General features: G+C 50.2%; 27 protein-coding genes and 1 other annotated feature. Of the genes, 12 read left to right on the top strand and 15 right to left on the bottom strand.

Annotated features, from left to right (window positions below; genetic code table 11):
* Positions 1–38: 38 nt before the first annotated feature.
* From FH968_RS06920 to ibpA, 3 genes are all read right to left on the bottom strand, one after another.
* The gene (locus FH968_RS06920) at positions 39–1,694 is read right to left on the bottom strand and encodes a putative transporter (RefSeq protein ID WP_139878412.1); all 1,656 of its coding nucleotides are present in this window, start codon (positions 1,692–1,694) and stop codon (positions 39–41) included.
* Positions 1,695–1,818: 124 nt separating this feature from the next.
* Positions 1,819–2,247 carry a small heat shock chaperone IbpB gene (gene ibpB, locus FH968_RS06915; RefSeq protein WP_139878411.1) on the bottom strand — a complete coding sequence of 143 codons (429 nt, stop codon included), beginning with the start codon at positions 2,245–2,247 and terminating at the stop codon, positions 1,819–1,821.
* Between the two features lie 117 nt (positions 2,248–2,364).
* Complete coding sequence (gene ibpA / locus FH968_RS06910) at positions 2,365–2,778, bottom strand: small heat shock chaperone IbpA (protein ID WP_139878410.1); 414 nt, start codon at positions 2,776–2,778, stop codon at positions 2,365–2,367.
* Positions 2,772–2,848: a sequence feature (ROSE (Repression Of Heat Shock gene Expression) occurs in the 5'-region of heat shock genes and acts as an RNA thermometer to modulate expression.), on the bottom strand. (Overlaps the previous gene by 7 nt.)
* A 247-nt stretch (positions 2,849–3,095) precedes the next feature.
* Between ibpA and FH968_RS06905 the strand changes: the two genes are divergently transcribed.
* Entirely contained in the window at positions 3,096–3,416 is a 321-nt protein-coding gene (locus FH968_RS06905) for a YceK/YidQ family lipoprotein (protein WP_139878409.1), read from the top strand.
* Here FH968_RS06905 and FH968_RS06900 read toward each other — a convergent pair whose 3' ends face one another.
* The 5 genes from FH968_RS06900 to FH968_RS06885 form a co-directional block, all read right to left on the bottom strand.
* Entirely contained in the window at positions 3,417–4,685 is a 1,269-nt protein-coding gene (locus tag FH968_RS06900; protein ID WP_139878408.1) for a DUF3748 domain-containing protein, read from the bottom strand. It abuts the gene before it with no gap.
* 9 nt (positions 4,686–4,694) lie between these two features.
* Complete coding sequence (locus tag FH968_RS23650) at positions 4,695–4,844, bottom strand: hypothetical protein (RefSeq protein ID WP_189389026.1); 150 nt, start codon at positions 4,842–4,844, stop codon at positions 4,695–4,697.
* A gap of 182 nt (positions 4,845–5,026) precedes the next feature.
* Entirely contained in the window at positions 5,027–5,845 is an 819-nt protein-coding gene (gene yidA, locus FH968_RS06895; RefSeq protein ID WP_139878407.1) for a sugar-phosphatase, read from the bottom strand.
* Between the two features lie 128 nt (positions 5,846–5,973).
* Positions 5,974–6,363, bottom strand: a complete 390-nt coding sequence (locus FH968_RS06890) for a YidB family protein (RefSeq protein ID WP_139878406.1) — start codon at positions 6,361–6,363, stop codon at positions 5,974–5,976.
* Positions 6,364–6,412: 49 nt separating this feature from the next.
* Entirely contained in the window at positions 6,413–7,438 is a 1,026-nt protein-coding gene (locus tag FH968_RS06885; RefSeq protein WP_139878405.1) for an NAD(P)-dependent alcohol dehydrogenase, read from the bottom strand.
* A 111-nt stretch (positions 7,439–7,549) separates the two neighbouring features.
* Between FH968_RS06885 and FH968_RS06880 the strand changes: the two genes are divergently transcribed.
* A complete protein-coding gene (locus FH968_RS06880; protein WP_139878404.1) occupies positions 7,550–8,452 on the top strand; it encodes a LysR substrate-binding domain-containing protein in 903 nt (300 codons plus the stop codon).
* A gap of 1 nt (position 8,453) precedes the next feature.
* Here FH968_RS06880 and gyrB read toward each other — a convergent pair whose 3' ends face one another.
* Genes gyrB through dnaA form a run of 4 tightly spaced genes read right to left on the bottom strand, consistent with a single transcriptional unit; the run spans position 8,454 to position 14,461 of the window.
* On the bottom strand, positions 8,454–10,868 hold the full coding sequence (gene gyrB, locus FH968_RS06875) for a DNA topoisomerase (ATP-hydrolyzing) subunit B (RefSeq protein ID WP_139878403.1): 2,415 nt from the start codon (positions 10,866–10,868) through the stop codon (positions 8,454–8,456).
* 28 nt (positions 10,869–10,896) lie between these two features.
* Positions 10,897–11,970: a DNA replication/repair protein RecF gene (gene recF, locus FH968_RS06870; protein ID WP_139878402.1), complete on the bottom strand. Its 1,074-nt coding sequence runs from the start codon at positions 11,968–11,970 to the stop codon at positions 10,897–10,899.
* Positions 11,971–13,071 carry a DNA polymerase III subunit beta gene (dnaN, locus tag FH968_RS06865; RefSeq protein WP_139878401.1) on the bottom strand — a complete coding sequence of 367 codons (1,101 nt, stop codon included), beginning with the start codon at positions 13,069–13,071 and terminating at the stop codon, positions 11,971–11,973.
* A 4-nt stretch (positions 13,072–13,075) separates the two neighbouring features.
* On the bottom strand, positions 13,076–14,461 hold the full coding sequence (gene dnaA / locus FH968_RS06860; RefSeq protein WP_139878400.1) for a chromosomal replication initiator protein DnaA: 1,386 nt from the start codon (positions 14,459–14,461) through the stop codon (positions 13,076–13,078).
* Positions 14,462–15,088: 627 nt separating this feature from the next.
* On the opposite strand from dnaA, the gene rpmH reads away from it, so the two are divergent.
* The 5 genes from rpmH (at position 15,089) to mnmE (ending at position 18,919) form a co-directional block, all read left to right on the top strand.
* Entirely contained in the window at positions 15,089–15,229 is a 141-nt protein-coding gene (gene rpmH, locus FH968_RS06855; protein ID WP_003849659.1) for a 50S ribosomal protein L34, read from the top strand.
* A 17-nt stretch (positions 15,230–15,246) separates the two neighbouring features.
* Entirely contained in the window at positions 15,247–15,606 is a 360-nt protein-coding gene (gene rnpA / locus FH968_RS06850) for a ribonuclease P protein component (RefSeq protein WP_139878399.1), read from the top strand.
* On the top strand, positions 15,570–15,827 hold the full coding sequence (gene yidD, locus FH968_RS06845) for a membrane protein insertion efficiency factor YidD (RefSeq protein WP_074388504.1): 258 nt from the start codon (positions 15,570–15,572) through the stop codon (positions 15,825–15,827). The genes rnpA and yidD overlap by 37 nt, the downstream gene beginning before the upstream one ends.
* Positions 15,828–15,829: 2 nt before the next feature.
* Complete coding sequence (gene yidC, locus FH968_RS06840; protein ID WP_139878398.1) at positions 15,830–17,476, top strand: membrane protein insertase YidC; 1,647 nt, start codon at positions 15,830–15,832, stop codon at positions 17,474–17,476.
* Positions 17,477–17,554: 78 nt separating this feature from the next.
* Entirely contained in the window at positions 17,555–18,919 is a 1,365-nt protein-coding gene (gene mnmE / locus FH968_RS06835; RefSeq protein WP_139878397.1) for a tRNA uridine-5-carboxymethylaminomethyl(34) synthesis GTPase MnmE, read from the top strand.
* A 142-nt stretch (positions 18,920–19,061) separates the two neighbouring features.
* Here mnmE and FH968_RS06830 read toward each other — a convergent pair whose 3' ends face one another.
* Positions 19,062–19,811 carry a GntR family transcriptional regulator gene (locus tag FH968_RS06830; RefSeq protein ID WP_139878396.1) on the bottom strand — a complete coding sequence of 250 codons (750 nt, stop codon included), beginning with the start codon at positions 19,809–19,811 and terminating at the stop codon, positions 19,062–19,064.
* Positions 19,812–20,066: 255 nt separating this feature from the next.
* Here FH968_RS06830 and FH968_RS06825 point away from each other — a divergent pair, with 255 nt between their 5' ends.
* From FH968_RS06825 to FH968_RS06815, 3 genes are all read left to right on the top strand, one after another.
* The gene (locus tag FH968_RS06825; protein ID WP_139878395.1) at positions 20,067–20,996 is read left to right on the top strand and encodes a haloacid dehalogenase-like hydrolase; all 930 of its coding nucleotides are present in this window, start codon (positions 20,067–20,069) and stop codon (positions 20,994–20,996) included.
* 346 nt (positions 20,997–21,342) lie between these two features.
* Positions 21,343–22,071 (top strand): 4'-phosphopantetheinyl transferase superfamily protein, encoded by a 729-nt coding sequence (locus FH968_RS06820; RefSeq protein ID WP_139878394.1) that lies wholly within the window; start codon positions 21,343–21,345, stop codon positions 22,069–22,071.
* Between the two features lie 34 nt (positions 22,072–22,105).
* Positions 22,106–22,672, top strand: coding sequence for an NADPH-dependent FMN reductase (locus FH968_RS06815; RefSeq protein ID WP_139878393.1), 567 nt, complete (start codon positions 22,106–22,108; stop codon positions 22,670–22,672).
* 19 nt (positions 22,673–22,691) lie between these two features.
* Here the strand turns inward: FH968_RS06815 and FH968_RS06810 are convergent, their stop codons facing one another.
* The gene (locus FH968_RS06810; RefSeq protein WP_139878392.1) at positions 22,692–23,264 is read right to left on the bottom strand and encodes a TetR/AcrR family transcriptional regulator; all 573 of its coding nucleotides are present in this window, start codon (positions 23,262–23,264) and stop codon (positions 22,692–22,694) included.
* Positions 23,265–23,452: 188 nt separating this feature from the next.
* Between FH968_RS06810 and FH968_RS06805 the strand changes: the two genes are divergently transcribed.
* On the top strand, positions 23,453–24,568 hold the full coding sequence (locus FH968_RS06805) for an MBL fold metallo-hydrolase (protein WP_139878391.1): 1,116 nt from the start codon (positions 23,453–23,455) through the stop codon (positions 24,566–24,568).
* A gap of 21 nt (positions 24,569–24,589) precedes the next feature.
* Positions 24,590–24,931 carry a RamA family antibiotic efflux transcriptional regulator gene (locus tag FH968_RS06800; protein WP_139878390.1) on the top strand — a complete coding sequence of 114 codons (342 nt, stop codon included), beginning with the start codon at positions 24,590–24,592 and terminating at the stop codon, positions 24,929–24,931.
* A gap of 34 nt (positions 24,932–24,965) precedes the next feature.
* On the opposite strand, the gene FH968_RS06795 is transcribed toward FH968_RS06800, so the two are convergent.
* Positions 24,966–26,303: an NCS2 family permease gene (locus FH968_RS06795; RefSeq protein WP_139878389.1), complete on the bottom strand. Its 1,338-nt coding sequence runs from the start codon at positions 26,301–26,303 to the stop codon at positions 24,966–24,968.
* Positions 26,304–26,359 lie beyond the last annotated feature (56 nt).

The raw sequence follows: 26,359 nt of genomic DNA, 5'->3' as shown, positions 1-26,359 counted from the left end.
TACATCACCTCACCCCAACGTGATTCCCTGGTCTTTGATTACATCCAGAACATAACGGCTAATAATTGCGGCGTGATAATGCGCAAGAACATCACCAGTGGATAAACGGTAGCGTAAGACAAGGCTGCTGCACCGCTGGTAGCATGCAAACCGTTAGCGAAGGCCAGTGCAGGCGGATCGGTCATCGAACCTGCCAGCATGCCGCAAAGCGTCAGGTAGTTCATTTTGGCCAGCAATCTTGCCAGCAATGCTGTGACCAGCAATGGAATACCGGTAATCAGAATGCCGTAACCAATCCAGCTAACACCGTCACCATGTAGCAAGGTGCCAACAAAATCGCCACCAGATTTCAGGCCGACAACCGCCAGGAACAGCACAATTCCCAGCTCACGCAACGCGAGGTTAGCGCTCGGTGGCATAAACCAGTACAGCGTGCCGATGCTGCCAATCCGCCCAAGTATTATCGCCATAATGAGCGGGCCGCCCGCTAACCCAAGGCGCAATGCAACCGGGAATCCTGGAATGAAAAGTGGAATAGAACCCAGCAGCACACCCAGCCCGATACCAATAAATACCGGTAGCATTTGCACTTGCTGGAGTTTTTGTTGCGCGTTACCCACTTCAGCTGCAACGGCTTCTATTGATTCAGGACGACCGACCAGATTTAGGATGTCACCAAATTGCAGATTGGCATTGCTGCTGGCAACCAGTTCGATACCCGCACGATTCAGACGAGAGATAACCACGTCATACTTTTGCTTGAAATGCAGATCGCGGATTTTCTTGCCGAGCACTTTCTCGTTGGTCACCACCACGCGCTCCACACGCAAGTCGGTACCGCGGGTGGACAGCGAGGTATCCACTTGCTGACCGATCACCAACAGAGCAGAGTGCAGATCTTTTTCCTGGCCAACCAGGTGCAGTAAATCTCCGGTTTGTATGACGGTGCCGGGTGCGGGCACCATCAGCAGTTCACCGCGTTTCAGGCGTGAACAAATAATGGTGTCGCTATTAAGGACCGGCACGTCCTGAATGGGCAAGCCGTTGAGGTTAGGGTTGGCGACGCAAATATTCATGGTCTGCAGTTGGGGGTGATACTGACCAGAACTGCTATCAAAATGCTTCGCTTCTTGATCGACGTTAATACGAAATGCCATGCGAATCAGCCACATGGTAAAGAGGATTCCGCAAATACCGAAAGGATATGCCATCGCATAGCTCATCCCCATTTTATCGACCAATTCCGAAGGTGTGCCAAGATCCGTCAGAATTTGCTGGCCCGCCCCTAATGCCGGAGTGTTGGTTACAGCACCCGAGAAAATGCCCAGAACCACCGGCAGCGGAACATCGAATATTTTATAGATGAGAGCAGTGACCAGCGCACCTATCACCACAATGAGGATGGCAAAGAGGTTGAGGCGCAAGCCGGAAACGCGTAAGGAAGAGAAGAAACCAGGCCCGACTTGAATACCGATGGTGTAGACGAACAGAATCAGGCCAAATTCCTGAATGAAGTGGAGCATGTCGCCATTCAAGCTAACACCAGCCTGATTGATGAAGTGGCCGACGATAATACCGCCGAATAACACGCCGCCTATGCCAAAGCCAACCCCGCGAATTTTGATGTTGCCAATCCACAAGCCGACGACCGCGACCAAAGCCAACATACTGACTGTTAACGCTATTCCACTCATCGAAGCATTCCCTGTGAATAACATTATTGTTATCAGGGATTCTGGCAGACAGCGCAGAGAGTTACTGGGGTACAGAGCACAAAAAAGGCCCCATAAAATGGGGCCTAAAGAGCAGTAGTGACAATTAGCTATCCAGTGCTGGACGCTCACTGATTGCGATGCGCTTCGGTGCAACCGCTTCAGGAATCTCACGTACCAGGTCGATATGAAGCAGACCATTGGTAAAGGTCGCTCCAGACACTTTCATGTATTCCGCCAGGGTAAAGCTTAAGCTAAATGGCTGAGTCACTAACCCTTGATGCAACCAGGTTGTTTCTTTCTCTGATTTTACCGGTGTCCCTTTTACATGCAGACGTGTTCCTTCCAGTTCAATCTCAAGGTCTTCCTGGCGGAACCCTGCCAGCGCAAGTGTAATGCGGTAGTGGTTATCATCGCCTTTTTCAATGTTGTAAGGCGGGAATGACTGGCCTTCGTTGCTGGTTTGTAAGGCATTAGCCAGTTTGTCAAAACCGATCCACTGACGCAGCAGAGGTGATAAATCATGATTACGCATAAGTTTTCTCCTTCTTTGAAGCGAGTTAAGTCTTACCAGTATGCGAACTGGTATCGGCTCCCTTACGGCGAGCCCATCTTTTGGGTATATCGTGGGCCGCTTATGCGACCCACAGAATTAGTTGATTTCGATACGGCGCGGCTTCATTGATTCCGGAACCACACGCTCCAGATCGATATACAGCAGGCCGTTAACCAGGTTAGCGCCACGGATGTGGATATGTTCCGCCAACTGGAATTTACGTTCGAAATTACGCTCGGCAATCCCCTGATAGAGATAAGTGCGCTCTGGTTGCGGGTCTGCGTGCGCGCCTTTTACAACGAGTAGGTTATCCTGGGCTGTAATTTCCAGTTCGCTTTCCGCGAATCCGGCAACAGCAATCGCAATGCGATAGTTATTTTCGTCAACCAATTCAACATTGTATGGAGGATACCCACCGTTGCTTTGGCTTTGGTTATTTTCCAGCAAGTTAAACAAACGGTCAAAACCAATTGCTGAACGATAAAGCGGGGATAAATCGAAATTACGCATAAATTAAAACTCCTGAAATCAGCGAGAATCAAACATTGCCTTCCATCATGGACAGGCTTCGAAAACCAAGTACCCTTGCGGCGTACTTCTTCAGACTACATCCCTAAAATCGGTCCTCATTCACGCTTTTCAAGGCCACAAATGGAAATTTTTTGCGGCTTCAGCTGTCAGCACATAGACTGACTACGTAGTAAACCGGATTTATCTGCGATAACCACCACAGAGTGGTAACAGCAATATATTAATTCTCTGTATGGGTGATATAACCCCCATGCAACCAGGCCAGAAAAGGCCCTTAAAAACGAAAATTAACAGTGATGATGAAAAGCTATCTTCCAACAATAATTCTGGGCAGCGGGTTACTCACTGTGAGCGGATGCTCAAGCGTTATGACGCACACAGGTGGGCAAGAAGGGTACTATCCAGGCACTCGCGCAAGTTACGAAATGCTGGCTGACGGCGAGACAAGCTGGGGATACAAACCCTTTGTGGCACTGGATATGCCGTTTACCGCAGTGATGGATACTGTGCTATTGCCGTGGGATATGTTACGCAACGACAAGTCACTGAAATCTCAAGTAGAAGCTAGCGAGAGCAAGAATCTGGCAACCAATTCTGTGATCCCACCAGTTCAGTAATTAATTACCTGTTTCCGTCATAAACAATTGGCGGAAACCGTCAATATCCTGCATCCACGCAATGTGTTTTCCATCAGGTGAAAACACCACGGCATCTGCTGAAGGCGCGCTATCATTTGGCTGCGTTAGCATCATCACTTTCCCGCTACTCGCCTCACACAATACAATCTGATTACTCTGCACAAATCCCAATGCTTTCCCGGACGGATGCCAGTTAAATGCAGACTGGATATCGTCTTTCCCATGCGTAAGTTGGCGTGGCTCGCCACCATTAGGTGACAGCAGATACATTTGTACTACCCCAGCATCATCGCGCATCAAGAACGCCAGCAAACTGCCATCCGGGCTGCTACGTACCCAGTGTCGTGGCTGAGTGGTTAAACCTGGGTATCGGCGCTGATGAGTAAACGTAAGGCGCCGTTGCTCCACGCCCGCAGGCGGTGCAGGTAACGTGGTTTGTGTACCTTCAATAGGTTCGGCACCCGCCTGGAAATAAGCTTCTTTGTTATCCGGCAAATCAACAATAAACAGTTCCGGTACTTTATTACCAGTCACTGAAAGCGTGTCACCAATAAACGCTAGCGCCCAACGCTGCTGGTTGCCATCCGGTTTTCGATAACCGCTGTTACCCACCCAGCCTTCTTCGTACGCACGATTAATCTCATCACTACCCGGCTTTGGTGATGGCGTGGTGCGGCTAACCAGCACACAATAATGGCTGCCGTCATATTCACGAGGATGTTGTTTTACCGGAATGACAGGGCCAAAAGGTAGCGCAACGCCAACGTTACGCAAATCTTTCGCCGCATCGTATTCATGCATTACATGGTCGTTATAAGTGAAGCTCAGACGCGAACCGTCCGGGCTCCAGACATGAACATGGCTGCCGCCTCGCAATGCACCAGGGGTAAATGGCGGGGTAAGAGACATCGCATCCAGATTGGTTGCTATTCCGTTTGCGACCACCACACCACGGCGATGATGAAAGTCGTACTGCCAATCAGAATCTGGGTTTTCCGGGCCATGAATAAAGACAAAACGCTCGGGTTGCTGAGGGTTCACCGTCACAACACCAACATGTGCACTTTGTGAAGCGCGATATACGACCTCAACTTCGCCAGTATGTATATTCACACGTTCAATGGTTTCGCTGGTAAATGACGCACCAGATGGGCGCACGTCAAACACCAGCCATTGGCTGTCTGGGGTCCAGGTATTGATGTTGGTGAGTTGATGGTTGCGTGGTGCAAAGGTGATTTGTTTAGTCATGGCTTTACCCTAAGACGATGATAAAGATAGATGTTCTTTGAACATGCGTACCACCAGCATGATCACAGCCAGAACCAGTACGCCCACCATGGTTCCATAAAATAGCAGCATGGCCACATGCGGATCAGCAAACCAGTAATGAGGTTGGATGAAAATCATGATCCACGCCATGGTGAACTGGGTGCCTGTATAGCTGACGCTCTCGCAGCCCAGTTGTAAGTGGCAGCCCAACCACAGTCCAGCGGACAATGTCAGGAAAGGCATCACAAATGTCTAAGGGATATGATTCGATGAGTATCAATATATAAGCCTCAGCAATGACAGATGCCAAGGCTCATATTTTATTGATCGTTCAGAACAAACTTCTCAATCGCGTACGCAACGCCATCTTCAAGATTGGATTTAGTCACAAAGTTACTGACTTCTTTCACTTTATCGATAGCGTTTTCCATCGCAACACCCATCCCGGCGTATTCCAGCATCGCAATATCGTTTTCCTGATCGCCCAGCGTCATCACTTCTTCTTGCTTGATGCCGAGTGTTTCGGCCAGCGCTTTCACGCCAGTGCCTTTGTTGACACGCTTATCGAGGATCTCGAGAAAGTAAGGGGAGCTTTTCAGCAGTGTATAGCGCTCATACACATCATCTGGAATTTTAGCGATGGCTTTATCCAGAATTGCAGGCTCATCGATCATCATCACTTTCAGGAATGCGCCATTTCTATCCATATTTTCTGGCTCGCTGAACACCAGAGGGATGTTGGCGATAAAAGATTCATGAACGGTGTAGTAGCTGATGTCACGGTTAGCGGTGTACAACGTATGGCGGTCCAACGCATGGAAGTGAGAACCGACATCACGGGAAAGTTGTTCCAGGAAGCGGTAATCATCGTAGCTCAGCGCAGTTTGCGCCACAGTGCTACCGTCGCTTGCCTTCTGAACCAGTGCACCATTGTAGGTAATGCAGTAATCGTTCGGCTTATCCATATGCAGTTCTCTGAGATAGCTCTCAACACCTGCAAAAGGGCGTCCGGTACACAAAACAACGTTTACACCGCGTTCGCGCGCGCTGGCGATTGCTGCTTTGACGGCTGGAGAAATGGTGTGGTCTGGCAGCAACAATGTGCCGTCCATATCAATAGCAATGAGTTTTATAGTCATAGGATTTTCTGAGGTAATGAGTTTAACTCATGCTAACGCGATTAAGCTCTCAAAAATAGCGCTACGTTTCTCGCAAAAAAGTCCCCTTTAAATAACAAACGCCACCCGTAAAGAGTGGCGTTTTTCTCTTAGCTAAAGAATTTATCCTTCAGCATATGGAAGCCTTTGGTCAGCAAGTCTTCGTCGTGAGCGACTTCACCTGCTGGGGATAAGGTATCGACAATTTTCGGGAACTGCTCTGCCAGCAGTTGAGATGCGCTTCCCACATCAATCCCGAGTTTTTCAGCCAACTCGCTGATTGCGGGCGTGCCCATTACCTCTTGTATCTGCTCAGGGTTAACGCTTTGATTATGCGCACCACTCAGCCAGGAGGTGACAACATCAGAGAAACCCTTTTCCCTGAACCGTTCAAGAATTGCCTGAATGCCGCCTTGTTCATTAATCCATGTAAGGATGACTTTGAATTTACCTGCATCGCCACCCCCCATCATGCCAGTAACTTGATCGAATAAACCCATGATCCTGTCCTCTTTGCAATCACGAAGTGTGCAATAGAAGTGTAGTCAATCACGAGCGGGTTAAGACGATTTTGCCAAATGGGCCACGGTCGAGATGCTCCAGCGCCTGCGGCAGTTCGTCAAAGCGGTAGCAAGTTTCGATGACCGGTTTGATACCACTTGTGTCGATAGCACGAACAAAGTCTTCAAGCGCGCGGCGATGCCCGACCATAATTCCTTGAATGGTTGCAGTTTTCGTTAATAAATCGCCTGCCGAACCAGAGATATCAAAACCGTCGAGAACACCAATTACCGAAATACGGCCCTGCACCGCAACCGCACGCAGGGAATTTGCGAGATTCGCGCCGCCAACCGTCTCAATAATATGGTCGATTCCTTGTTCCTGGGTCAGTTCATAAACTGCATCGACCCAATCACCGCGCAACCGGTTAATCCCGTAATCAGCCCCCAGTTCTTTGGCGCGAGCCAGTTTTTCATCGCTGCCCGAGGTGACAAAGACTTCAGCACCGTGGGCTTTGGCAATTTGCAGAGCAAACATCGACACACCGCCGGTTCCCTGCACCAGTATGGATTGACCGGCACGAACACCACCGCGCTCCACAAGTGCACTCCAGGCTGTAAGACCTGCGCACGGCAGCGTGCTGGCTTGCATATCATCAAGACTGGCAGGCGATGAAACCAACCAACTTTCATTCATCACGACGAATTCCGCCATCATACCCTGGTAAATTCCACCCAGAGTGCGATACGACGGGGTACGGGCGTTGCCGTTTAGCTTGCCGTCTATCCAGTCGGGCGAAAACGTTGAGATAACGCGGGAACCAGGATTAAAACGGGTAACACCTTCGCCAATGCTTTCCACCACCCCGGCCATGTCTGATGCGGGAGTGAAAGGAAAGGGAAGCGCTAATGGCATATTTCCGTCGATAACCATTTTGTCGCGATAGTTGAGTGAAACCGCGTTTACCCGAACCAAAACCTCACCAGGGCCGGGAGCGGGAATCGCGTCTGTTGAAAGCATCAAATTTTTGCGCCCAACGGCGTTCATAGACCAGCGTTGCATTGTTTGACTCATCATTCTTTCCTCTGGATAGGGTTAATTCACACCATCGAAAGTATATCTTTGACCTGCACTCACCAGTGGCGATAGATTCTCCAGACATTGATTCCAAAATGGATACAAACGATGAGCGAGCAGCTGAAGGGGATTTCTGTTTTTGTTACGGCGGTTGAAGCAGGTAATTTCTCACTTGCGGCGTCACGCCTGCACCTTTCACGTTCAGCAGTCGGGAAAACGATTTCTCAACTCGAGCAAAGACTGGGCGTTCGGCTTTTTCAACGCACCACGCGCAGCCTCGCACTAACTGATGACGGCGCATTGTTCTACGAGCACTGCCTGCGCGCCCTGGAAGAAATTCAAACAGCTGAAGCGCTGCTCGACAGCGGAAAACAGACTGTTCGCGGGCGGTTGAGAGTCTCAATGCCAATGCTGTATGGGAGAATGTGCATCGCACCGTTGCTGACAGAGTTTGCAAGCCAGCATCCTGAACTGAAAATGGAATTACTTTTTAGCGACAGAGTTTCTGACTTGATTGAAGACGGGCTGGATTTGGTGATCCGTAACGGAAAATTACCGGACAGTAGTGGCCTGATTGCTCGTCGCATTGGTTCGCACCGCATGATGATTTGTGCGTCACCAGACTACCTGGCCCGGCGCGGCGAGCCGCAAACCATAGACTCTCTTTCACAGCATGAAGTGATTAACTATATCAATGCCGGTGTAACGCACCGTTGGGTTATTCCCCAGGATAACGGCAAAACAATAGAGTTCGTTCCCAAATCACGTTTGCTAATGGATGAATTACAGTCCATTTCCGCTGCGGCGATTTCAGGGTTTGGCATTGCGTTACTGCCATGCTGGCTGATTGGAGAAGAGTTGCAGAATGGGAAACTGGTGAGGATATTGCGAGGCTATCGGGAAAATGTGTATGAAACTCATGCGCTATGGCTTCAGACACCCCATCTGCCGCTAAAAGTCCGGCTGGCAGTGGATATGCTGGTGAGCAGATTGCCCACCAGCATTATCTGACTTAGATATCGATGTTCGCCGCTTTCAGGGCGTTTTCTTCGATAAATGCACGACGAGGTTCAACCGCATCGCCCATTAGGGTAGTAAACAGCTGATCGGCTGCAATCGCATCTTTAACAGTAACGCGAAGCATACGACGGCTTTGTGGATCCATTGTGGTTTCCCACAGCTGATCCGGGTTCATTTCGCCCAAACCTTTGTAACGCTGAATAGACAGGCCACGACGGGACTCTTTCACCAGCCATTCCAGCGCCTGCTCGAAGCTGGCAACTGGCTGACGACGTTCGCCACGTTCGATAAACGCGTCTTCTTCGATAAGCCCACGCAGCTTTTCGCCAAGAGTACAGATACGGCGGTATTCGCCACCGACGATAAACTCGTGCTCCAGCGGGTAGTCAGTATCGACACCGTGAGTACGAACACGAATCACTGGCTCGAAGATGTTGCGCTCGCGATTTTCGCGAACCAGAGAGTTCCAGGTGCTGCCGTGCTGCTCGTTTTCGTTCAGCGCGGTAACCAGTGCAGTAACCCAACCGCTCACTTTGCTTTCGTCAGCCAGATCAGCCTCTTCAAGTGTTGAGTGGTAAACCAGGTTATTTAGCAAGTTACGCGGGTAACGACGTTCCATACGGCCAATCATTTTCTGGCAAGCATTGAACTCAGACACCAGTTTTTCCAGCGCTTCGCCAGCAATCGCTGGTGCACTGGCATTGGCGTGCAGCGTTGCGCCATCCAGTGCGATTGAAATCTGATACTGGTCCATCGCTTCATCGTCTTTGATGTATTGCTCTTGCTTGCCTTTCTTCACTTTGTACAGCGGTGGCTGGGCGATATACACATGGCCACGTTCAACGATTTCAGGCATTTGACGATAGAAGAAGGTCAACAACAGGGTACGGATGTGTGAACCATCGACGTCCGCATCCGTCATGATGATGATGCTGTGGTAACGCAGTTTGTCCGGGTTGTATTCGTCACGGCCAATGCCGCAACCCAACGCGGTAATCAGCGTGGCCACTTCCTGAGAGGCGAGCATTTTATCAAAGCGCGCTTTCTCAACGTTCAGAATTTTACCTTTCAGCGGCAGGATCGCTTGGTTCTTACGGTTACGCCCCTGTTTTGCAGAGCCACCCGCAGAGTCCCCTTCCACAAGGTACAGTTCGGAGTGAGCCGGGTCGCGTTCCTGACAATCAGCCAGTTTGCCAGGCAAGCCCGCCAAATCCAGCGCGCCTTTACGACGAGTCATTTCACGTGCACGACGTGCTGCTTCACGAGCACGAGCCGCATCAATAATTTTACCGACGACGATTTTCGCGTCAGATGGGTGTTCCAGCAAGTATTCAGACAGCAGTTCGTTCATCTGCTGCTCAACCGCGGTTTTCACTTCAGAAGAAACCAGTTTGTCCTTGGTCTGAGAAGAGAATTTAGGGTCTGGTACTTTTACAGAAACAACAGCAATCAGGCCTTCACGGGCATCGTCACCGGTGGCGCTAACTTTCGCTTTTTTGCTGTAACCTTCTTTTTCCATATACGCGTTCAGCGTACGCGTCATCGCCGAGCGGAAACCGGCCAGATGAGTACCACCATCGCGCTGAGGGATGTTGTTGGTAAAGCAGTAGATGTTTTCCTGGAAACCGTCATTCCACTGCAACGCCACTTCTACGCCAATGCCGTCTTTTTCAGTGCTGAAATAGAACACAGTTGGGTGAATTGGGGTTTTGTTTTTGTTGAGATACTCAACAAACGCACGGATACCACCTTCATAATGGAAGTGGTCCTGGCGGCCATCACGCTTATCAATCAGGCGGATAGAAACACCAGAGTTCAGGAACGACAGTTCGCGCAGGCGTTTAGCCAAAATGTCGTATTCAAATTCAATCACGTTGGTGAAGGTTTCGTGGCTTGGCCAGAAACGAACTTCTGTACCGGTTGCATCTGTATCGCCCGTTGCCGCCAGTGGTGCCTGCGGCACACCGTGAACGTAAGTTTGCTTGTGCACTTTGCCTTCGCGGCGAATCAGCAGTTCCAGCTTCTGAGACAGGGCGTTAACAACAGAAACACCCACGCCGTGCAAACCGCCAGAAACTTTGTAGGAGTTGTCATCGAACTTACCACCGGCGTGAAGCACGGTCATAATAACTTCGGCTGCAGACACACCTTCTTCCGGGTGGATGCCGGTAGGAATACCACGGCCATCATCGGTTACTGAGACAGAGTTATCAGCATGAATGGTGACAACGATGTCTTTACAGTGACCGGCAAGTGCTTCGTCGATAGCGTTATCTACGACCTCAAATACCATGTGGTGCAGACCGGTGCCGTCATCCGTATCACCGATATACATTCCCGGGCGCTTACGTACCGCATCCAGCCCTTTGAGGACTTTGATACTGGAGGAGTCATAAGAATTCGACATCAACGTTTCTCGCTCATTTATTCTTGGGTTAATCCGTTATTTTACCCTGATCCACGGCGAACATCTTCGAATTTTTGTCCGCCATATCCATCACATGTTCTGCGCTTATCGCGCTAACAAAAACCTGTGATTCCGTCGCCTTTAACCGGCTGGCTAATAGACCACGACGTGCATCATCTAGTTCAGAGGCAAAATCATCTATCAGATACAGGCAACGCCGCCCGTTCTGTCGGGTGAGAAACTCACCCTGCGCCAGTCGTAAGGCGCACATCAGTAATTTAAGCTGCCCGCGCGACAATGTATCTTCTACCGGCGCACCGTCAGCACGGATCCGAAAATCAGCTTTGTGGGGGCCGTGGGCGGTGTAGGTCAACATTCGATCGCGTTCGAAGTTGCGTTCCAGCAGCTCGCCATAGTCACTCTCTTTCTCCCAGCCGCGCTGGAAGGAGAAGTTAAGCGAGAATTCCGGTAGAAATTGCGCACAGGTATCAGCCATGTCATCGGCAATGGCTGCACTGTACTCGGCACGCCAGCGGCTAATTTGCTCCGCTAGTGGGATAAGCTCTTGATCCCATGGCCGCAGTTGCGCATAGCGCGTTACCTGTCGCAACGCAGCGTTACGTTGCTTTAGTAGGCGCTTGAGATTGCTCCAGGCGACAAAAAATCCTGGTTCGTTGTGGAAACATCCCCAATCGAGGAAAGCTCTACGGTATTTAGGGCCACCGTTGAGCAGGGTAAATCCCTCGGGGGTAATGAGCTGCATGGGCATCAGCAGTGCAAGTTCAGCCACTTTGTGGCCGTCACTGCCGTCAATGCGCACTTTGCTATCGCCCGCACGGTCTTTAGTCAGGCCGACTGCGGTTTCTCGCTCGCCAATTTGTATACGCCCGTGCAGAACAAAGGATTCTTGTTCATGACGAATAACGCGCTCAATTTTCAGACTACGAAAAGCGCGCCCGTGCCCGAGGGTATAAATCGCCTCCAGCACGCTCGTTTTACCACTTCCGTTGGCTCCCACCAGGAAATTAAAGCCAGGAGAGAGAGCCAAGTCCGCATTTTCTATATTTCGAAAATCTTTAATTAACAGCCTGTTGAGCGACATCTACAGTCTCATTGGCATCACAACATACGCCGCGGCCTGAGAGGCTGCATCTTCAATCTGCACGCTGGAAACAGAGTCGGTCAGCAAAATGCGTACGTTCTCGCACTTCAGCGCGTTCAGAACGTCCAGCACATAGCTGACGTTAAAACCAATTTCCATATCTGTGCCGTCGTAGGTGACGTCCAGAATTTCTTCGGCTTCTTCTTGTTCCGGGTTGTTGGCTGTGATTTTCAACTGATTTGCAATCACCTGAAGGCGAACACCGCGGAACTTCTCGTTCGACAAAATAGCTGCACGTGAGAACGCCTGTTTCAGCAAATCACAACTGGCATCCAGATGTTTGTCCGGATTCTTCGGCAATACGCGGCGATAATCAGGGAAACGGCCATCAACTAGTTTAGAGGTGAAGATAAAGTCGCCGACGTGCGCACGAATATTGTTGCTGCCAATTTGTATGCGCAGCGGTGTATCTCCACCGTCGAGCATACGCATCAGCTCAATCACGCCTTTACGCGGCACGATCACCGAATGGTTAGGCAAAGTCTGGCCAACTGGCATAGAACATACCGCCAGACGGTGACCATCGGTCGCTACCGTGCGCAATTCTTCACCTTCGGTTTCAAACAACATGCCGTTCAAATAGTAGCGAACGTCCTGATGCGCCATTGAAAACTGCGTGGCTTCAATCAGGCGCTTCATGGTCGCTTGCGGGAGCGTAAATTCAACTTCGCTCTGCCAATCGTCCAGATTTGGGAAATCCGCCGCCGGTAGCGTTGAAAGCGAGAAACGGCTACGCCCAGAGCGCACCAGCATACGGTCGCCTTCAAGCTGAACAGCTATTTCCGCGCCTTCTGGTAAACCACGACAGATGTCGAAGAATTTACGCGCAGGCACCGTTGTAGAGCCCGGCTCATGCGGTTGCACTAAAGCGACACGCGCCACCATCTCCATTTCCAGGTCAGTACCTGTTAATGAAAGCGTTCCTTCCGCGACTTGCAACAGCAGGTTGCCGAGAATCGGTAACGTCGGACGGCCACCTAATGGGCCACTCACCTGTTGCAGCGGTTTTAATAAAGTTTCACGTTCAACGGTAAATTTCATAGCGTCACGAAGATAATGTTCTGATTAAGTTGGAGAAATCTTCTTTGATGTCGTGGCTTTCTTCACGTAACTGCTCAATCTTACGGCAGGCGTGCAGAACCGTAGTATGGTCGCGGCCACCAAAGGCGTCGCCGATTTCTGGCAAGCTATGGTTTGTCAGTTCCTTCGCCAGAGCCATAGCCATTTGACGTGGACGGGCAACAGAGCGGGAACGACGCTTGGACAACAGGTCAGCAATCTTGATTTTATAATACTCTGCCACCGTCTTCTGGATATTATCGATGGTGACGAGTTTCTCTTGTAGCGCGAGCAGGTCACGCAATGCTTCACGCACGAAGTCGATGGTAATTGCCCGGCCAGTAAAGTTGGCGTTGGCAATGACACGGTTCAATGCCCCTTCAAGTTCACGCACGTTTGAACGCAAACGCTTAGCAATAAAGAAAGCGACTTCACCCGGCAGACGAATATCGTTTTCATCTGCTTTTTTCATCAGGATCGCAACACGCGTTTCTAATTCTGGCGGCTCGATGGCAACGGTTAACCCCCAACCAAAGCGGGATTTCAGACGATCCTCAACTCCGTTGATCTCTTTTGGATAACGATCCGAAGTCAGAATAATCTGTTGGTTGCCTTCAAGCAGGGCGTTGAAGGTGTGGAAGAATTCTTCTTGTGAGCGCTCTTTATTAGCAAAGAATTGAATATCATCAATTAGCAGCGCATCAACAGAACGGTAGTAACGTTTGAACTCTTCAATAGCGTTGTTTTGCAGCGCTTTAACCATGTCCTGCACAAAGCGTTCGGAGTGCATATACACCACTTTCGCATTCGGCTTGCGCGCAATAATGCCGTTACCAACAGCATGCAACAGGTGCGTTTTACCCAGACCTGTGCCGCCATAAAGGAATAAAGGATTATACGCACCGCCTGGGTTATCAGCCACCTGACGCGCCGCCGCGCGAGCCAGTTGGTTAGACTTACCCTCAACGAAGTTATCAAACGTATGCTTTACGTTGACGTTAGAGCGATATAGCTGTTCAGCCGGAGCCGGGAGGTTATCCCAGCTTGGGCGATGATGCATTGTAGGGCGTGCAATGTGCGCTGGGGCGGTAGTAGCAACAGTCTGCTGGCTCAATACCTGGCTAACCGGTTTACTGCCTACTTCAAAACGCAGTACGGGTGCATCGTTACCACAAAAATCATTGAGCAAGCCATTGATGTTATTGAGGTATTTGTCTCTCACCCAGTCGAGGACAAAACGGTTTGGCGCATACAAGGCCAGCGTGTTATCGCTAAGTTCCGCCTGTAGGGGGCGTATCCACATACTAAATTCTGTGGCTGGTAACTCATCCTGCAATCGGGCAAGACACTGCTGCCAAAGCGAAAGTGACACGGCGGACTCCACTCGAACAAAGTCGATAAAATGACGAAGACTGAAAGTTTATATTCATGATTGTTGACACACGCCGACTCTTCCTTATCGGAACCCCGGTACGGGAAGCGTGCGAACCGCTATCTGCGGTTTACCCCAGGGTGAACGCTAAAGGATCACGATCGGGACCGCGGATCATAGCCTAAAGTGCGCCAGAGATCTTCTGTTTCTCACAGTTTCTTCCCGATTTATCCACAGGGCTATTTTGTGGAGTCTAAGTGTAAACGATCCTGCCAAACGCGCAGTGCGTTACATTCCTATATTGGAAAATTTACTGACTCGCGCACAAAATCGTCTTAACAGATCTAAGTAAGATCCCCAACGATCCTTGCGCTTTACTAGGGACGCCGTATAATTCCCCACCCGTTGCGTGTCACCACGACTTTATTTTGGTCAGATCCTGGTCGTTTTAAGGGTCAAAAAGCGAATAAAGGTGCGGGAATTAAGGAAAGAGAATTGACTCCGGAGTGTACAATTATTACAATCCGGCCTCTTTAATCAGCCACACTGAGGCGTTGGTCGTTTGCAGTTCATGCAAGGCTTTGCGCTAACCCAGTGAAATTTATCCAAGTTTAGGTAGAAATCGCCATGAAACGCACTTTTCAACCGTCTGTACTGAAGCGCAACCGTTCACACGGCTTCCGTGCTCGTATGGCTACAAAAAATGGTCGTCAGGTACTGGCACGTCGTCGTGCTAAAGGCCGTTCTCGTCTGACCGTTTCTAAGTAATAAAAGCTAACCCCTGAGTGGTTAAGCTCGCATTTCCCAGGGAGTTACGCTTGTTAACTCCCACTCACTTCACTTTCGTCTTCCAGCAACCTCAACGGGCTGGCTCGCCGCAAATCACCATCCTCGGCCGCCTAAATTCGCTGGGGCATCCCCGCATCGGTCTTACAGTCGCTAAGAAAAATGTTAAACGTGCACACGAACGCAATCGGATTAAACGTCTGACGCGTGAGAGTTTCCGTTTGCGTCAGCACGATCTTCCTCCAATGGATTTCGTGGTAGTGGCTAAGAAAGGGGTTGCAGACCTGGATAACCGGGCTTTATCGGAAGCATTGGAAAAGTTATGGCGCCGTCACTGTCGCCTGTCTCCCGGCTCTTGATAGGCCTGATAAAGGTCTATCAGCGCCTGATAAGCCCGCTTCTCGGGCCGCATTGTCGTTTTACTCCAACCTGTTCTCACTACGGAATTGAGGCATTGCGCAGGTTTGGGGTGTTAAAAGGCAGTTGGTTGACAGTGAAACGCGTATTAAAATGCCACCCTTTGAACCCCGGTGGAGACGATCCCGTCCCACCTGGACCTTTTGATACCAGAGAACACTAACGATGGATTCGCAACGCAATCTTTTTCTCATCGCTTTGTTGTTCGTGTCTTTCATGATCTGGCAAGCCTGGGAGCAGGACCACGCTCCAAAATCTCAGGTGCAGCAGACCACGCAGACTACGACCACCGCAGCAGGTAACGCCGCAAGCCAGGGTGTGCCGACCAGTGGCCAAGGGAAAATCATCACGGTTAAAACTGACGTCCTTGAGCTTTCCATCAACACCCGTGGTGGTGATGTTGAGCAGGCACAGTTGCTAACCTACCCGAAAGAGCTCAAATCCAATGAGCCGTTCCAGTTACTGGAAACTACGCCAGAGTTTGTCTATCAGGCGCAAAGTGGCCTGACCGGTCGCGATGGCCCGGATAACCCAGCTAACGGTGAGCGTCCTCTATATAGCGTTGATAGCGATAGCTTCGTCCTGCCAGAAGGCCAGAGCGAACTCGTTATTCCAATGACTTATACCGATGCGGCGGGCAATACCTTCACTAAATCCTTCACCCTGAAACGCGGCGAGTTCGCGGTAAGCGTGGATTACAATGTGAAGAACGCCGGTGAGAAACCGCTGGAACTGGCTACCTTTGGTCAGTTGAAGCAGTCCATCAATTTGCCGTCACACCGTGATACCGGAAGCAACAACTTTGCGTTGCATACCTTCCGCGGTGCTGCGTACTCAACGCCAGAAGCGAAATACGAAAAATATAAATTCGATAAAATCGCTGACGGTGAGAACCTGAACGTTAATGCCAACAATGGTTGGGTAGCGATGTTGCAGCAGTATTTTGCAACAGCCTGGGTTCCACATGGTACGGGTACTAACAACTTCTACACCACCAAACTGAACAACGATGTGGCAGCGATTGGTTATAAATCTGCTCCGCAACTCGTTCAGCCAGGCCAAACAGCTCAACTGGGTAGCACCCTGTGGGTTGGCCCGGAAATTCAGGACAAAATGGCTGCTGTTGCGCCACACCTTGACCTGACTGTGGATTATGGTTGGTTGTGGTTCATTTCTCAGCCGCTGTTCAAGTTGTTGAAATTTATCCACAGCTTCATCGGTAACTGGGGCTTCTCCATTATCGTTATCACCTTTATCGTTCGTGGCATCATGTACCCGCTGACTAAAGCGCAGTACACCTCCATGGCGAAAATGCGTATGTTGCAGCCGAAACTGGCGGCCATGCGTGAACGTATTGGTGACGACAAGCAACGCCAGAGTCAGGAAATGATGGCGCTGTATAAAGCTGAGAAGGTTAACCCGTTGGGCGGTTGTCTCCCGCTGGTTATCCAGATGCCAATCTTCCTGGCGTTGTACTACATGCTGATGGGTTCTGTGGAATTGCGCCATGCGCCGTTCGCACTGTGGATCCATGACTTGTCTGCACAAGACCCGTACTACATCCTGCCGATCCTGATGGGTCTGACGATGTTCTTCATTCAGAAGATGTCGCCTACCACTGTGACCGACCCGATGCAGCAGAAAATCATGACCTTTATGCCGGTCATCTTTACGGTGTTCTTCCTGTGGTTCCCGTCAGGCCTGGTACTGTACTATATCGTCAGTAACACAGTGACCATCATCCAGCAGCAGCTGATTTATCGCGGTCTTGAGAAACGTGGCTTACACAGCCGCGATAAGAAAAAGACCTGATAGAAATTAGCTAAAAGCTTACGAAAGGCGGTCATTAGACCGCCTTTTTCTTTTCTACTCAAAGTCTGAGAGAGAACAATGAGCCATAACGAGACAATCGTTGCCCAGGCGACACCGCCGGGACGTGGTGGGGTCGGTATCCTGCGCGTCTCAGGCCTTCATGCTCGCGATGTCGCACAGGCGATTCTGGGCAAACTCCCTAAACCACGTTACGCCGATTACCTGCCATTCCGTGATGCGGACGGCAGTGTGTTGGATCAAGGCATCGCACTGTGGTTCCCAGGTCCCAATTCCTTCACCGGTGAAGACGTGTTGGAATTTCAGGGTCACGGTGGCCCTGTTATCCTCGACTTGCTGTTAAAGCGTATCCTGGCTCTCCCAGGCCTGCGTATCGCAAGACCTGGTGAGTTCTCCGAGCGTGCATTTCTGAATGACAAACTGGATTTGGCTCAGGCCGAAGCCATTGCCGATCTGATTGACGCCAGTTCCGAGCAAGCAGCCCGTTCCGCATTAAATTCGCTTCAGGGTGCATTTTCTGCACGCGTAAACCATTTGGTTGAAGCTCTAACCCATCTGCGCATCTACGTCGAAGCGGCGATCGATTTCCCTGATGAAGAAATTGATTTTCTGTCTGACGGGAAAATTGAAGCGCAACTGAACCAGGTGATTGACGATCTGGACGCAGTACGCGCCGAAGCACGCCAGGGCAGTTTGCTGCGCGAAGGGATGAAGGTTGTGATTGCCGGGCGACCAAATGCCGGAAAATCGAGTCTGTTGAACGCCCTTGCCGGACGTGAAGCCGCGATTGTGACAGATATTGCCGGAACAACGCGCGACGTGTTACGCGAACATATCCACATTGACGGTATGCCACTGCACATTATTGATACTGCCGGTTTACGTGAAGCTAGCGACGAAGTTGAACGCATCGGCATCGAACGTGCATGGAACGAGATCGAACAAGCCGACCGCGTACTGTTTATGGTTGATGGCACAACAACTGATGCCACTGACCCTGCAGATATTTGGCCCGACTTTATTGCCCGCTTACCCGCACGTTTGCCGATTACTGTGGTGCGTAACAAAGCCGATGTTACTGGCGAAACGCTGGGTCTAAGCGATGTGAATGGTCACTCACTTGTGCGCCTTTCTGCGCGTACCGGTGAAGGCGTAGATGTACTGCGCGATCATCTAAAACAGAGCATGGGCTTTGAAACTAATATCGAAGGCGGTTTCCTGGCGCGTCGCCGTCACCTGCAAGCACTGGAGCAGGCGGCAACTCACCTGCAACAAGGCAAAGCACAGCTTCTGGGTGCATGGGCCGGAGAATTGCTGGCAGAAGAGCTACGTCTTTCCCAAATGAGTCTGAGCGAAATCACCGGTGAATTTACCTCTGATGATTTGCTCGGTCGCATTTTCTCGAGCTTCTGTATCGGTAAATAAGCTCATATCCGTATTTGTGGGTGGGTGTTCACTAACCCGCGTTAACGTTATGTTGATGCGGGTTTTTATTGTCCGTCGTGGTCCATTTGTGCCCAAATTCCTGGATGTTCTTTAATTCTCTCTTCGATACATCGGCCAGCAGTCACAATACATTTCGGTGTAATTCAATCGTGAAATCATAATAGTCATTCAGACACCACGTCCGTGTATGCTCGACCGGCTTGTCGTTATGGGTGTAACCGGTGCGTGTCACCAGCAAAATAGGCTCATGCTCACGAATATTTAGATAGTGTGCCAATCCGTTATCCGCCCCCACAGCGTGAAAGCGCTGACTCGCCCGTAATACTGGCGCACCTTTGCTCTCCAGATGCTGATAAAGCGATTCATCCAGTTCATTGATTTTACTAAGAAGACAAGCCGGAAGGATGGCCTTTTGCAGTGAAACAGCGATGCCGTTAATTTTGCGCAATCGAGTCAGTTCCACCACCTCGTTTTTTCCTTCCTGCAATTGCAGAATGCGCTGCTCTTCCAGAGTCGGCGCCCGGCGAAGGTAGCCAACCAGTTCACTTTGCGCCTTCCCCCCGCAGGCGTCGGCCATCTCGCTGAAGCTTTCGAGCAACGGCAACGACTGACGTACGTGTGGCGCAATAAAGGTACCCGAGCCCTGGTTGCGAATAATCACCCTTTCTTCCAGCAGTTTTTGCAGCGCCTTACGTGCCGTCCCACGCGCGATCTTCAGCATATCGACCAACGCACGTTCAGATGGCACGGCATCTCCGGGACGCATTTTTCCCGCTGCAATCTCAGCCTTAATGGCGTTGACCAGTTGCATGTACAGCGGCATCGCGCTGGTGTCGTCCAGATGAAATACGGGAATCTGTGCTGAGGACATTTCCCCCCTCCTTATGTTCTTTTAAGCTCGACTGCATATGGACCAATTCTTATCCACCTGCCTTCACATGTCACCATTGCAACTCCATGAAATACATAAATAGCGAAATTTCGACCACAAAATAATCTTTTATTTATGGTAAATCACATCAAGGATCACTTAATGTACACATATGGTTTATAAATGGTACATAGTTAGTACTAAAAGATATCAGTGAATTCGTGAATGAGTTAATAAATAGGAGGATGTCGTTTTATGACACATAAACGTTTACTGGACTGCTGCGCCTCTGACTTCACATGTATGGATAAAGCTGCGCTGCTGTATGCGATTCGTGCCAGTGAAGGCCGCATCATGGTTAGTGAAACTATCGCGGTTACCCAGCCGCTGCTGAACAATGTCACTAACGCAGAACTTGCCGCCTCGCAGGGGGCAGATATTCTGCTGATCAACATGTTTGATAGCGAAAACCCACAGATTCAGGGAATGCCTGCCGGCATCGCTGCGGATCAGACGCTGCATGAACTGCAACGCCTGACCGGACGCATCATCGGCGTTAACCTGGAGGCGGTCGATCCTCAATTCGCTGTTGAACATGACGATATCTGGAAAATGAAACCAGGCCGTGCCGCCACAGCAGAAAATGCCCGTAGGCTGGTAGAGATGGGAGCAAAAATTCTGGTACTGACAGGCAATCCCAACAACGGCGTCAGTAACCAGGCTTTGGGTTTGGCAGTGAGCGAAATAAGTGAAGCCGTGGGCAACGATGCGGTGATTATCACTGGCAAAATGCACGGCGCAGGTGTGGTGAGGGAAAGCGGTAGCGCGATTATCAGCGAGGAAGATGTGCGCTGGTTCGCCACGCAAGGGGCTGATATCGTGCTAATCCCCGCCCCAGGCACGGTGCCGGGAATGAGCCAGCAAAAAGTCACGTCACTTATCGAGTGCGCCCATGCTCACGGCGCGCTAGCGATGACGGCGATCGGCACATCTCAGGAGGGTGCAGACGTTGGTACAGTTCGCCAGATTGCCTTGATGAGTAAAATGGCGGGGGCGGATCTGCATCATATTGGCGATACCGGCTATATGGGGATGGCGCTGCCGGAGAATATTATGGCCTACAGTGTGGCAATTCGTGGCGTCAGACATACCTATTCGCGTATTGCACGCTCAGTTAATCGCTAAAGCCATCATGTCATATCGCACTTTTTCACCCTTAAATATGCCCAGGGTGAGATGCGGCCACATTAATAATCAACGATGTTATGAATTAAGTAGATTTGATAGCTTCTGAATCGCTTTTTACACATCCCGCAACACGCATTGTGTTGCGGGATTTTTTACCCGTTACGGTAATTTAAAGCCGGAAATTTTTGCTATTAAAATGGCTAAGCTTGATGAGCATTAAAACCAAAACATTCATACAGTTGATAACGCTGATGGTTTTTTACACACTCCTGGCCGTGCGTTTCCCCCCTAAAAAACCTACAATCGAGAACTAAGTACATTGCCGATTATCAAGGAGAGACAAATGGCAACGCATTTCGCAAGATGGACTATCAACCCGAAATCCCCCTTTTCGAGCCGGCTGAATGAAGAGTGTCACGCCCAGGCTCGCCAAATGCCAGAGCATCGCCGCTCACGATTTTTAGCTTCTCGCAGCCTGCTGGCCGAATTACTGCACAGGCTGTATGGCATTCAACAGCTGCCGAAAATTACGACTACGGTCGCAGGACGCCCGTACTTTGCTGACTCTTCACTGATGGATTTCAGCATTTCTTATGCTGGGAACAAAGTTGGCGTGTTGGTCACAACCGAAGGCCGCTGCGGGTTAGATATCGAGATTAATCAATCTTTTGGTTATCTTCCTTCCGTTGCTTCAGGTTCAACTTTCCGCAGCAATGAATCCATCTGGATAAGCAATCAAAAAAATCCGGATGAGGCGAAAGCACAGCTGCGCACGCTACATCAAAGCGCATTTAAACTCACTGGCCGCGAAGAAAATTTACAGCTTCTGCCAGAAGCCGGGCGTATTCGCGTTAGCGATCAATCGGAAATTGAAGCAATCAGCGACGTGGAGGGGTTGCTGGTATGGGGATGCGTGGTATCGCCTGCGATCGAAAAACTTAGCTTGTGGGAGTTTGAAAGCCCGCAAAATTGGCATAGCCTGTGGGATGTAAAAGCTCGTTATCGGGATCCCAATGGCAGCATTATTCGCTTAACCAGTATGTCGTCAGAAAAAGCGGTACACCAAAGCTGATCTTTCCTAAATGTCCTGACAAAAAGGAGTTTCTATGTCCGACACGTTAAAGATAGTCACGTTATTAGGTAGCCTTCGCCAGGGTTCGTTTAACGCCATGGTTGCCCGCACCTTGCCAAGAATCGCTCCCGCAGGAATGAGAATTGACGCGTTACCGTCCATCAAAGACATCCCGCTGTATGACGCAGATATGCAGCAAGAAGAAGGTTTCCCCGCAACAGTTGAAGCGATTGCCGAACAAATTCGCGCCGCAGACGGTGTCGTGATTGTTACGCCGGAATATAACTACTCGGTGCCCGGTGGGCTGAAGAACACTATCGACTGGTTGTCACGTTTACCGGAGCAGCCACTGGCCGGTAAGCCAGTACTGATTCAAACCAGCTCGATGGGCGCTATTGGTGGCGCACGTTGCCAGTATCACCTGCGCCAGATTCTGGTGTTCCTCGACGCGATGGTAATGAACAAACCTGAATTTATGGGTGGCGTGATTCAGAACAAAGTAGATACGCAAACGGGTGAAGTAGTCGATCAAAGCACACTCGACCATCTGACTGGGCAACTCACCGCTTTTGGTGATTACATTCAACGCGTTAAAGCCTGACGCAAATATGGCGCGTATGCTATCTCGCTAGTGCGCGCCACATCGACTCAAACCCCAGCGCCTTAAAATCGCTAGCCCGTTCCGGTTCACGGCTGGCGAATTCCATCGTCGTTTCTGCCAATGAAGCAAAAATTGCATCGCTAAAAGCTCGATATGGGCCACTGCTAAAATCTTTCAGGATAGATTGCGAGCAGACCTCATGCATTTCCGGGAACATTTCCGTCACTTTTTGTTTGGTTTCTTCGCCTATCTTGTCACTCACCGCTAACTGGCGAATTGCCCGATGTGCCTGAGGATTGTGGATTGCCCAATCGATGTAACTGTTCCAGATATAACGGGTATATTCTTTCGGATCTTTCAAAGACCTCTCAAGGTTAGCCAGCATCGACTCGCATAAGCCTTGTTTCAGATGGAGATAGAGGTCATTGAGCAAATCATCCTTAGTAGCAAAATAGCGAAACAGAGTACCTTCCGCCACACCAGCACCACGAGCAATCTGGGCAGTAGACGCAACGATCCCGGACTGGGCAATGGCGATAGTCGCCGCTTCCAGTAACGCTAGTTTTTTATCTTCACTCTTCGGACGAGCCACAACGCTTTACCCCATACATACTGAAAGCCGAATTGAATCATGCTAACTACACCACTGCAACGCTGAATATCAGAGTTTGAAAAGCAACTTGACGGTAATCACTTCCCACTTATAATGAGTGCTTACTCACTCATTATCAAGTTTGTTAGCATCGTGCCATTGGATGGGACGAATATGCGGGCCAGGATATGAAACGTCTCTCGTTATGCGCGGTTATTATTATGTTGATTGCAACAGCAGCCAGTTTACCTTTTGTCCTGAACGCCGGGTTTGGTCAGGCTCCGCAAGGGGAAGGTCTAAGTTTAATAGAACGGTCTGCCAATTACGTGGATGGGCAGTTCCGCAACCAGGTTCCAACTCTTGGATATACCGGGCAGAAAAGTAAGCTGGCAGCAATGTGGGAGTTTTTAACCGCTCGACGTGAAAATTCACGCCCACAGCAACCGTTACCGTTGGTAAAAACCGACCTCGCCAATCTGCCACTAGAGCAGGACACGATGGTCTGGCTCGGCCACTCCTCGTGGTATATCCAGCTCGCCGGAAAACGCATTCTCATTGACCCGGTGTTCAGTAATTACGCCGCACCTTTTTCGTTTCTGAATAAAGCCTTTCCAGGGGATTACCCATGGAGCGCAGAGACAATGCCAGAAATAGATCTGCTGATTATTTCCCACGACCATTACGATCATCTGGATTACGCCACTATCAAGGCGTTGAAACCGAAAATTCGCCAGATAATTACGCCGCTTGGAGTCGGTTCACACCTGCGTTACTGGGGTATAAATAGCGACATCATTCATGAGAAGGATTGGAATCAGTCGGCAAAAGTATCGAATGAGCTAACCGTGTATGTTTTACCTGCTCGCCATTTCTCAGGCCGCAGCCTGAAAAGCAATCAAACGTTATGGGCGAGTTTTATGTTCGTGACCGATGAACACAAAGTGTATTACAGCGGTGACACTGGCTACGGGCCGCATTTCAAAGCGATTGGCGAACAGTTTGGTTCTGTGGATTTGGCAATCATGGAGAATGGCCAGTACGACGAGGACTGGAACAACATTCATATGATGCCGGAAGAAACAGTACGGGCAGCCGTTGAGCTTAATGCTCTCGCCATATTGCCAGGTCACGCGGGTCGTTTTGTACTGGCAAAACACACATGGGATGCACCCTACAAAAGCCTGGCTGAAGCGAGTGCTGGTAAAAACTTCCGCCTGTTAACACCTAAACAGGGTGAGCCTGTTCGGGTGAATGACACTGCACAGCAATTTAGTGCCTGGTGGGAATCTACCAGTGCCATGTAAGCAAAGCGCGTAGGGGGACAAATGACAATTTCCGCTCAGGTTATCGACACGATTGTTCAGTGGATTGACGATAATTTGCATCAACCATTACGCATTGATGATATTGCCGATCATGCGGGTTATTCGAAGTGGCACTTGCAGCGATTGTTTATGCAGTACAAAGGCGAGAGTCTCGGGAAGTACATCCGTGAGCGTAAATTACGGCTGGCAGCGCGTGATTTACGCGACACCGACTATAAGGTTTACGATATTGGCCTGAAATATGGTTTTGATTCACAACAGACGTTTACGCGCATTTTCACGCGAACATTTCATCAGCCGCCAGGGGCATATCGCAGACAAAATAATAGCCAGTCGCAATGACTGGCTATTTTCTTTTAACGCATCACAACATCAACTAGTGTGCGTCGATAAACACAATCTTCAGGATGAATAGCAGCGCCACAACAATCACGCATGGGCTGATTTCACGCCAGCGACCGGTGCCGAGTTTCATCACGCAGTAAGAGATGAAGCCCAGTGCGATACCTTCGGTGATTGAGAAGCTAAATGGCATCATCACCGCGGTAATAAACGCCGGAACAGCTTCGGTCAGGTCATCCCATTTCACGCGAGACAGGCTGGAAGTCATCAACACCCCAACGTAAATCAGAGCGCCCGCTGCAGCATAAGCAGGAACCATACCGGCCAGCGGAGACAGGAAGATAACCAGCAGGAATAGCAGACCAACGATAACCGCAGTCAAACCAGTACGCCCGCCCACAGACACACCAGAAGTACTTTCGATATACGCGGTAACCGATGACGTCCCGATAAATGCGCCAGCAACAGAAGATACGCTATCAACGTACAGCGCTTGCTTCATACGGGGGAATTTACCTTTTTCGTCGGCCAAACCCGCTTTATCAGTCACGCCAATCAACGTGCCGGATGAGTCGAACAGGTTAACCAGCATGAAGGAGAAAATTACACCTGCCAGTCCAATGTTCAGGGAACCGGCTAAATCTACCTGGCCCACAACTGAAAGTACGCTTGGTGGTGCAGAGACAATACCGTGGTATTGCACATCACCCAACAACCAGCCCAGAAGCGTCGTCACCACAATGGAAACGAGCACAGCGGCGTGAATATTGCGCGAAGCCAGGATTGCGATGATAAAGAAGCCCAGTGCACCCAACAGCACACTGTGCGAAGTCAGGTTACCAATAGTCACCAGTGTGTCTTTGTTGGCAACAATAATCCCTGCGTTTTTCAAGCCCATCATGCCGATGAACAGACCAATACCGCTGGTAATACCCACACGCAAGCTCATCGGGATATTCGCAATCATCCAGTAGCGAACGCGGAAAATGGTCAGCAACAGCAGGCCTGTGGCACCCCAGAAAATGGCACCCATACCGACTTGCCATGAGATACCCATTGCTCCAACAACCACAAAGGCGAAGAACGCATTCAGGCCCATTGCTGGAGCCAGTGCTACTGGCAGGTTGGCAAAAATACCCATCAGGATGCTACCCAATGCGGCAATCAAACAAGTGGTGACAAAAACGGCCTGGGTATCCATACCAGCGGCGCCAAGGATCTGCGGGTTGACGAAAACGATATACACCATCGTCAGGAAGGTCGTTAGACCGGCGATCACTTCAGTGCGGGCCGTGGTGCCGTGTTCGCGCAGTTTAAACACGCGCTCGAGCAGCCCCGGATTTGCGGCCGGAGTAGATTGTGGTTGGCTCATTAGTCTTAATTCCGAACATTGAGAGGGAAAATCCGTCGCTATCCTATACCAAAAAT

Origin of the sequence: Buttiauxella sp. B2, assembly GCF_006376615.1 — a bacterium.
In the GTDB taxonomy this organism is placed as follows: Bacteria; Pseudomonadota; Gammaproteobacteria; order Enterobacterales; family Enterobacteriaceae; genus Buttiauxella.
Note: the sequence above shows the minus strand (reverse complement) of the source record. Positions and strands in the feature narration are given on the sequence as shown.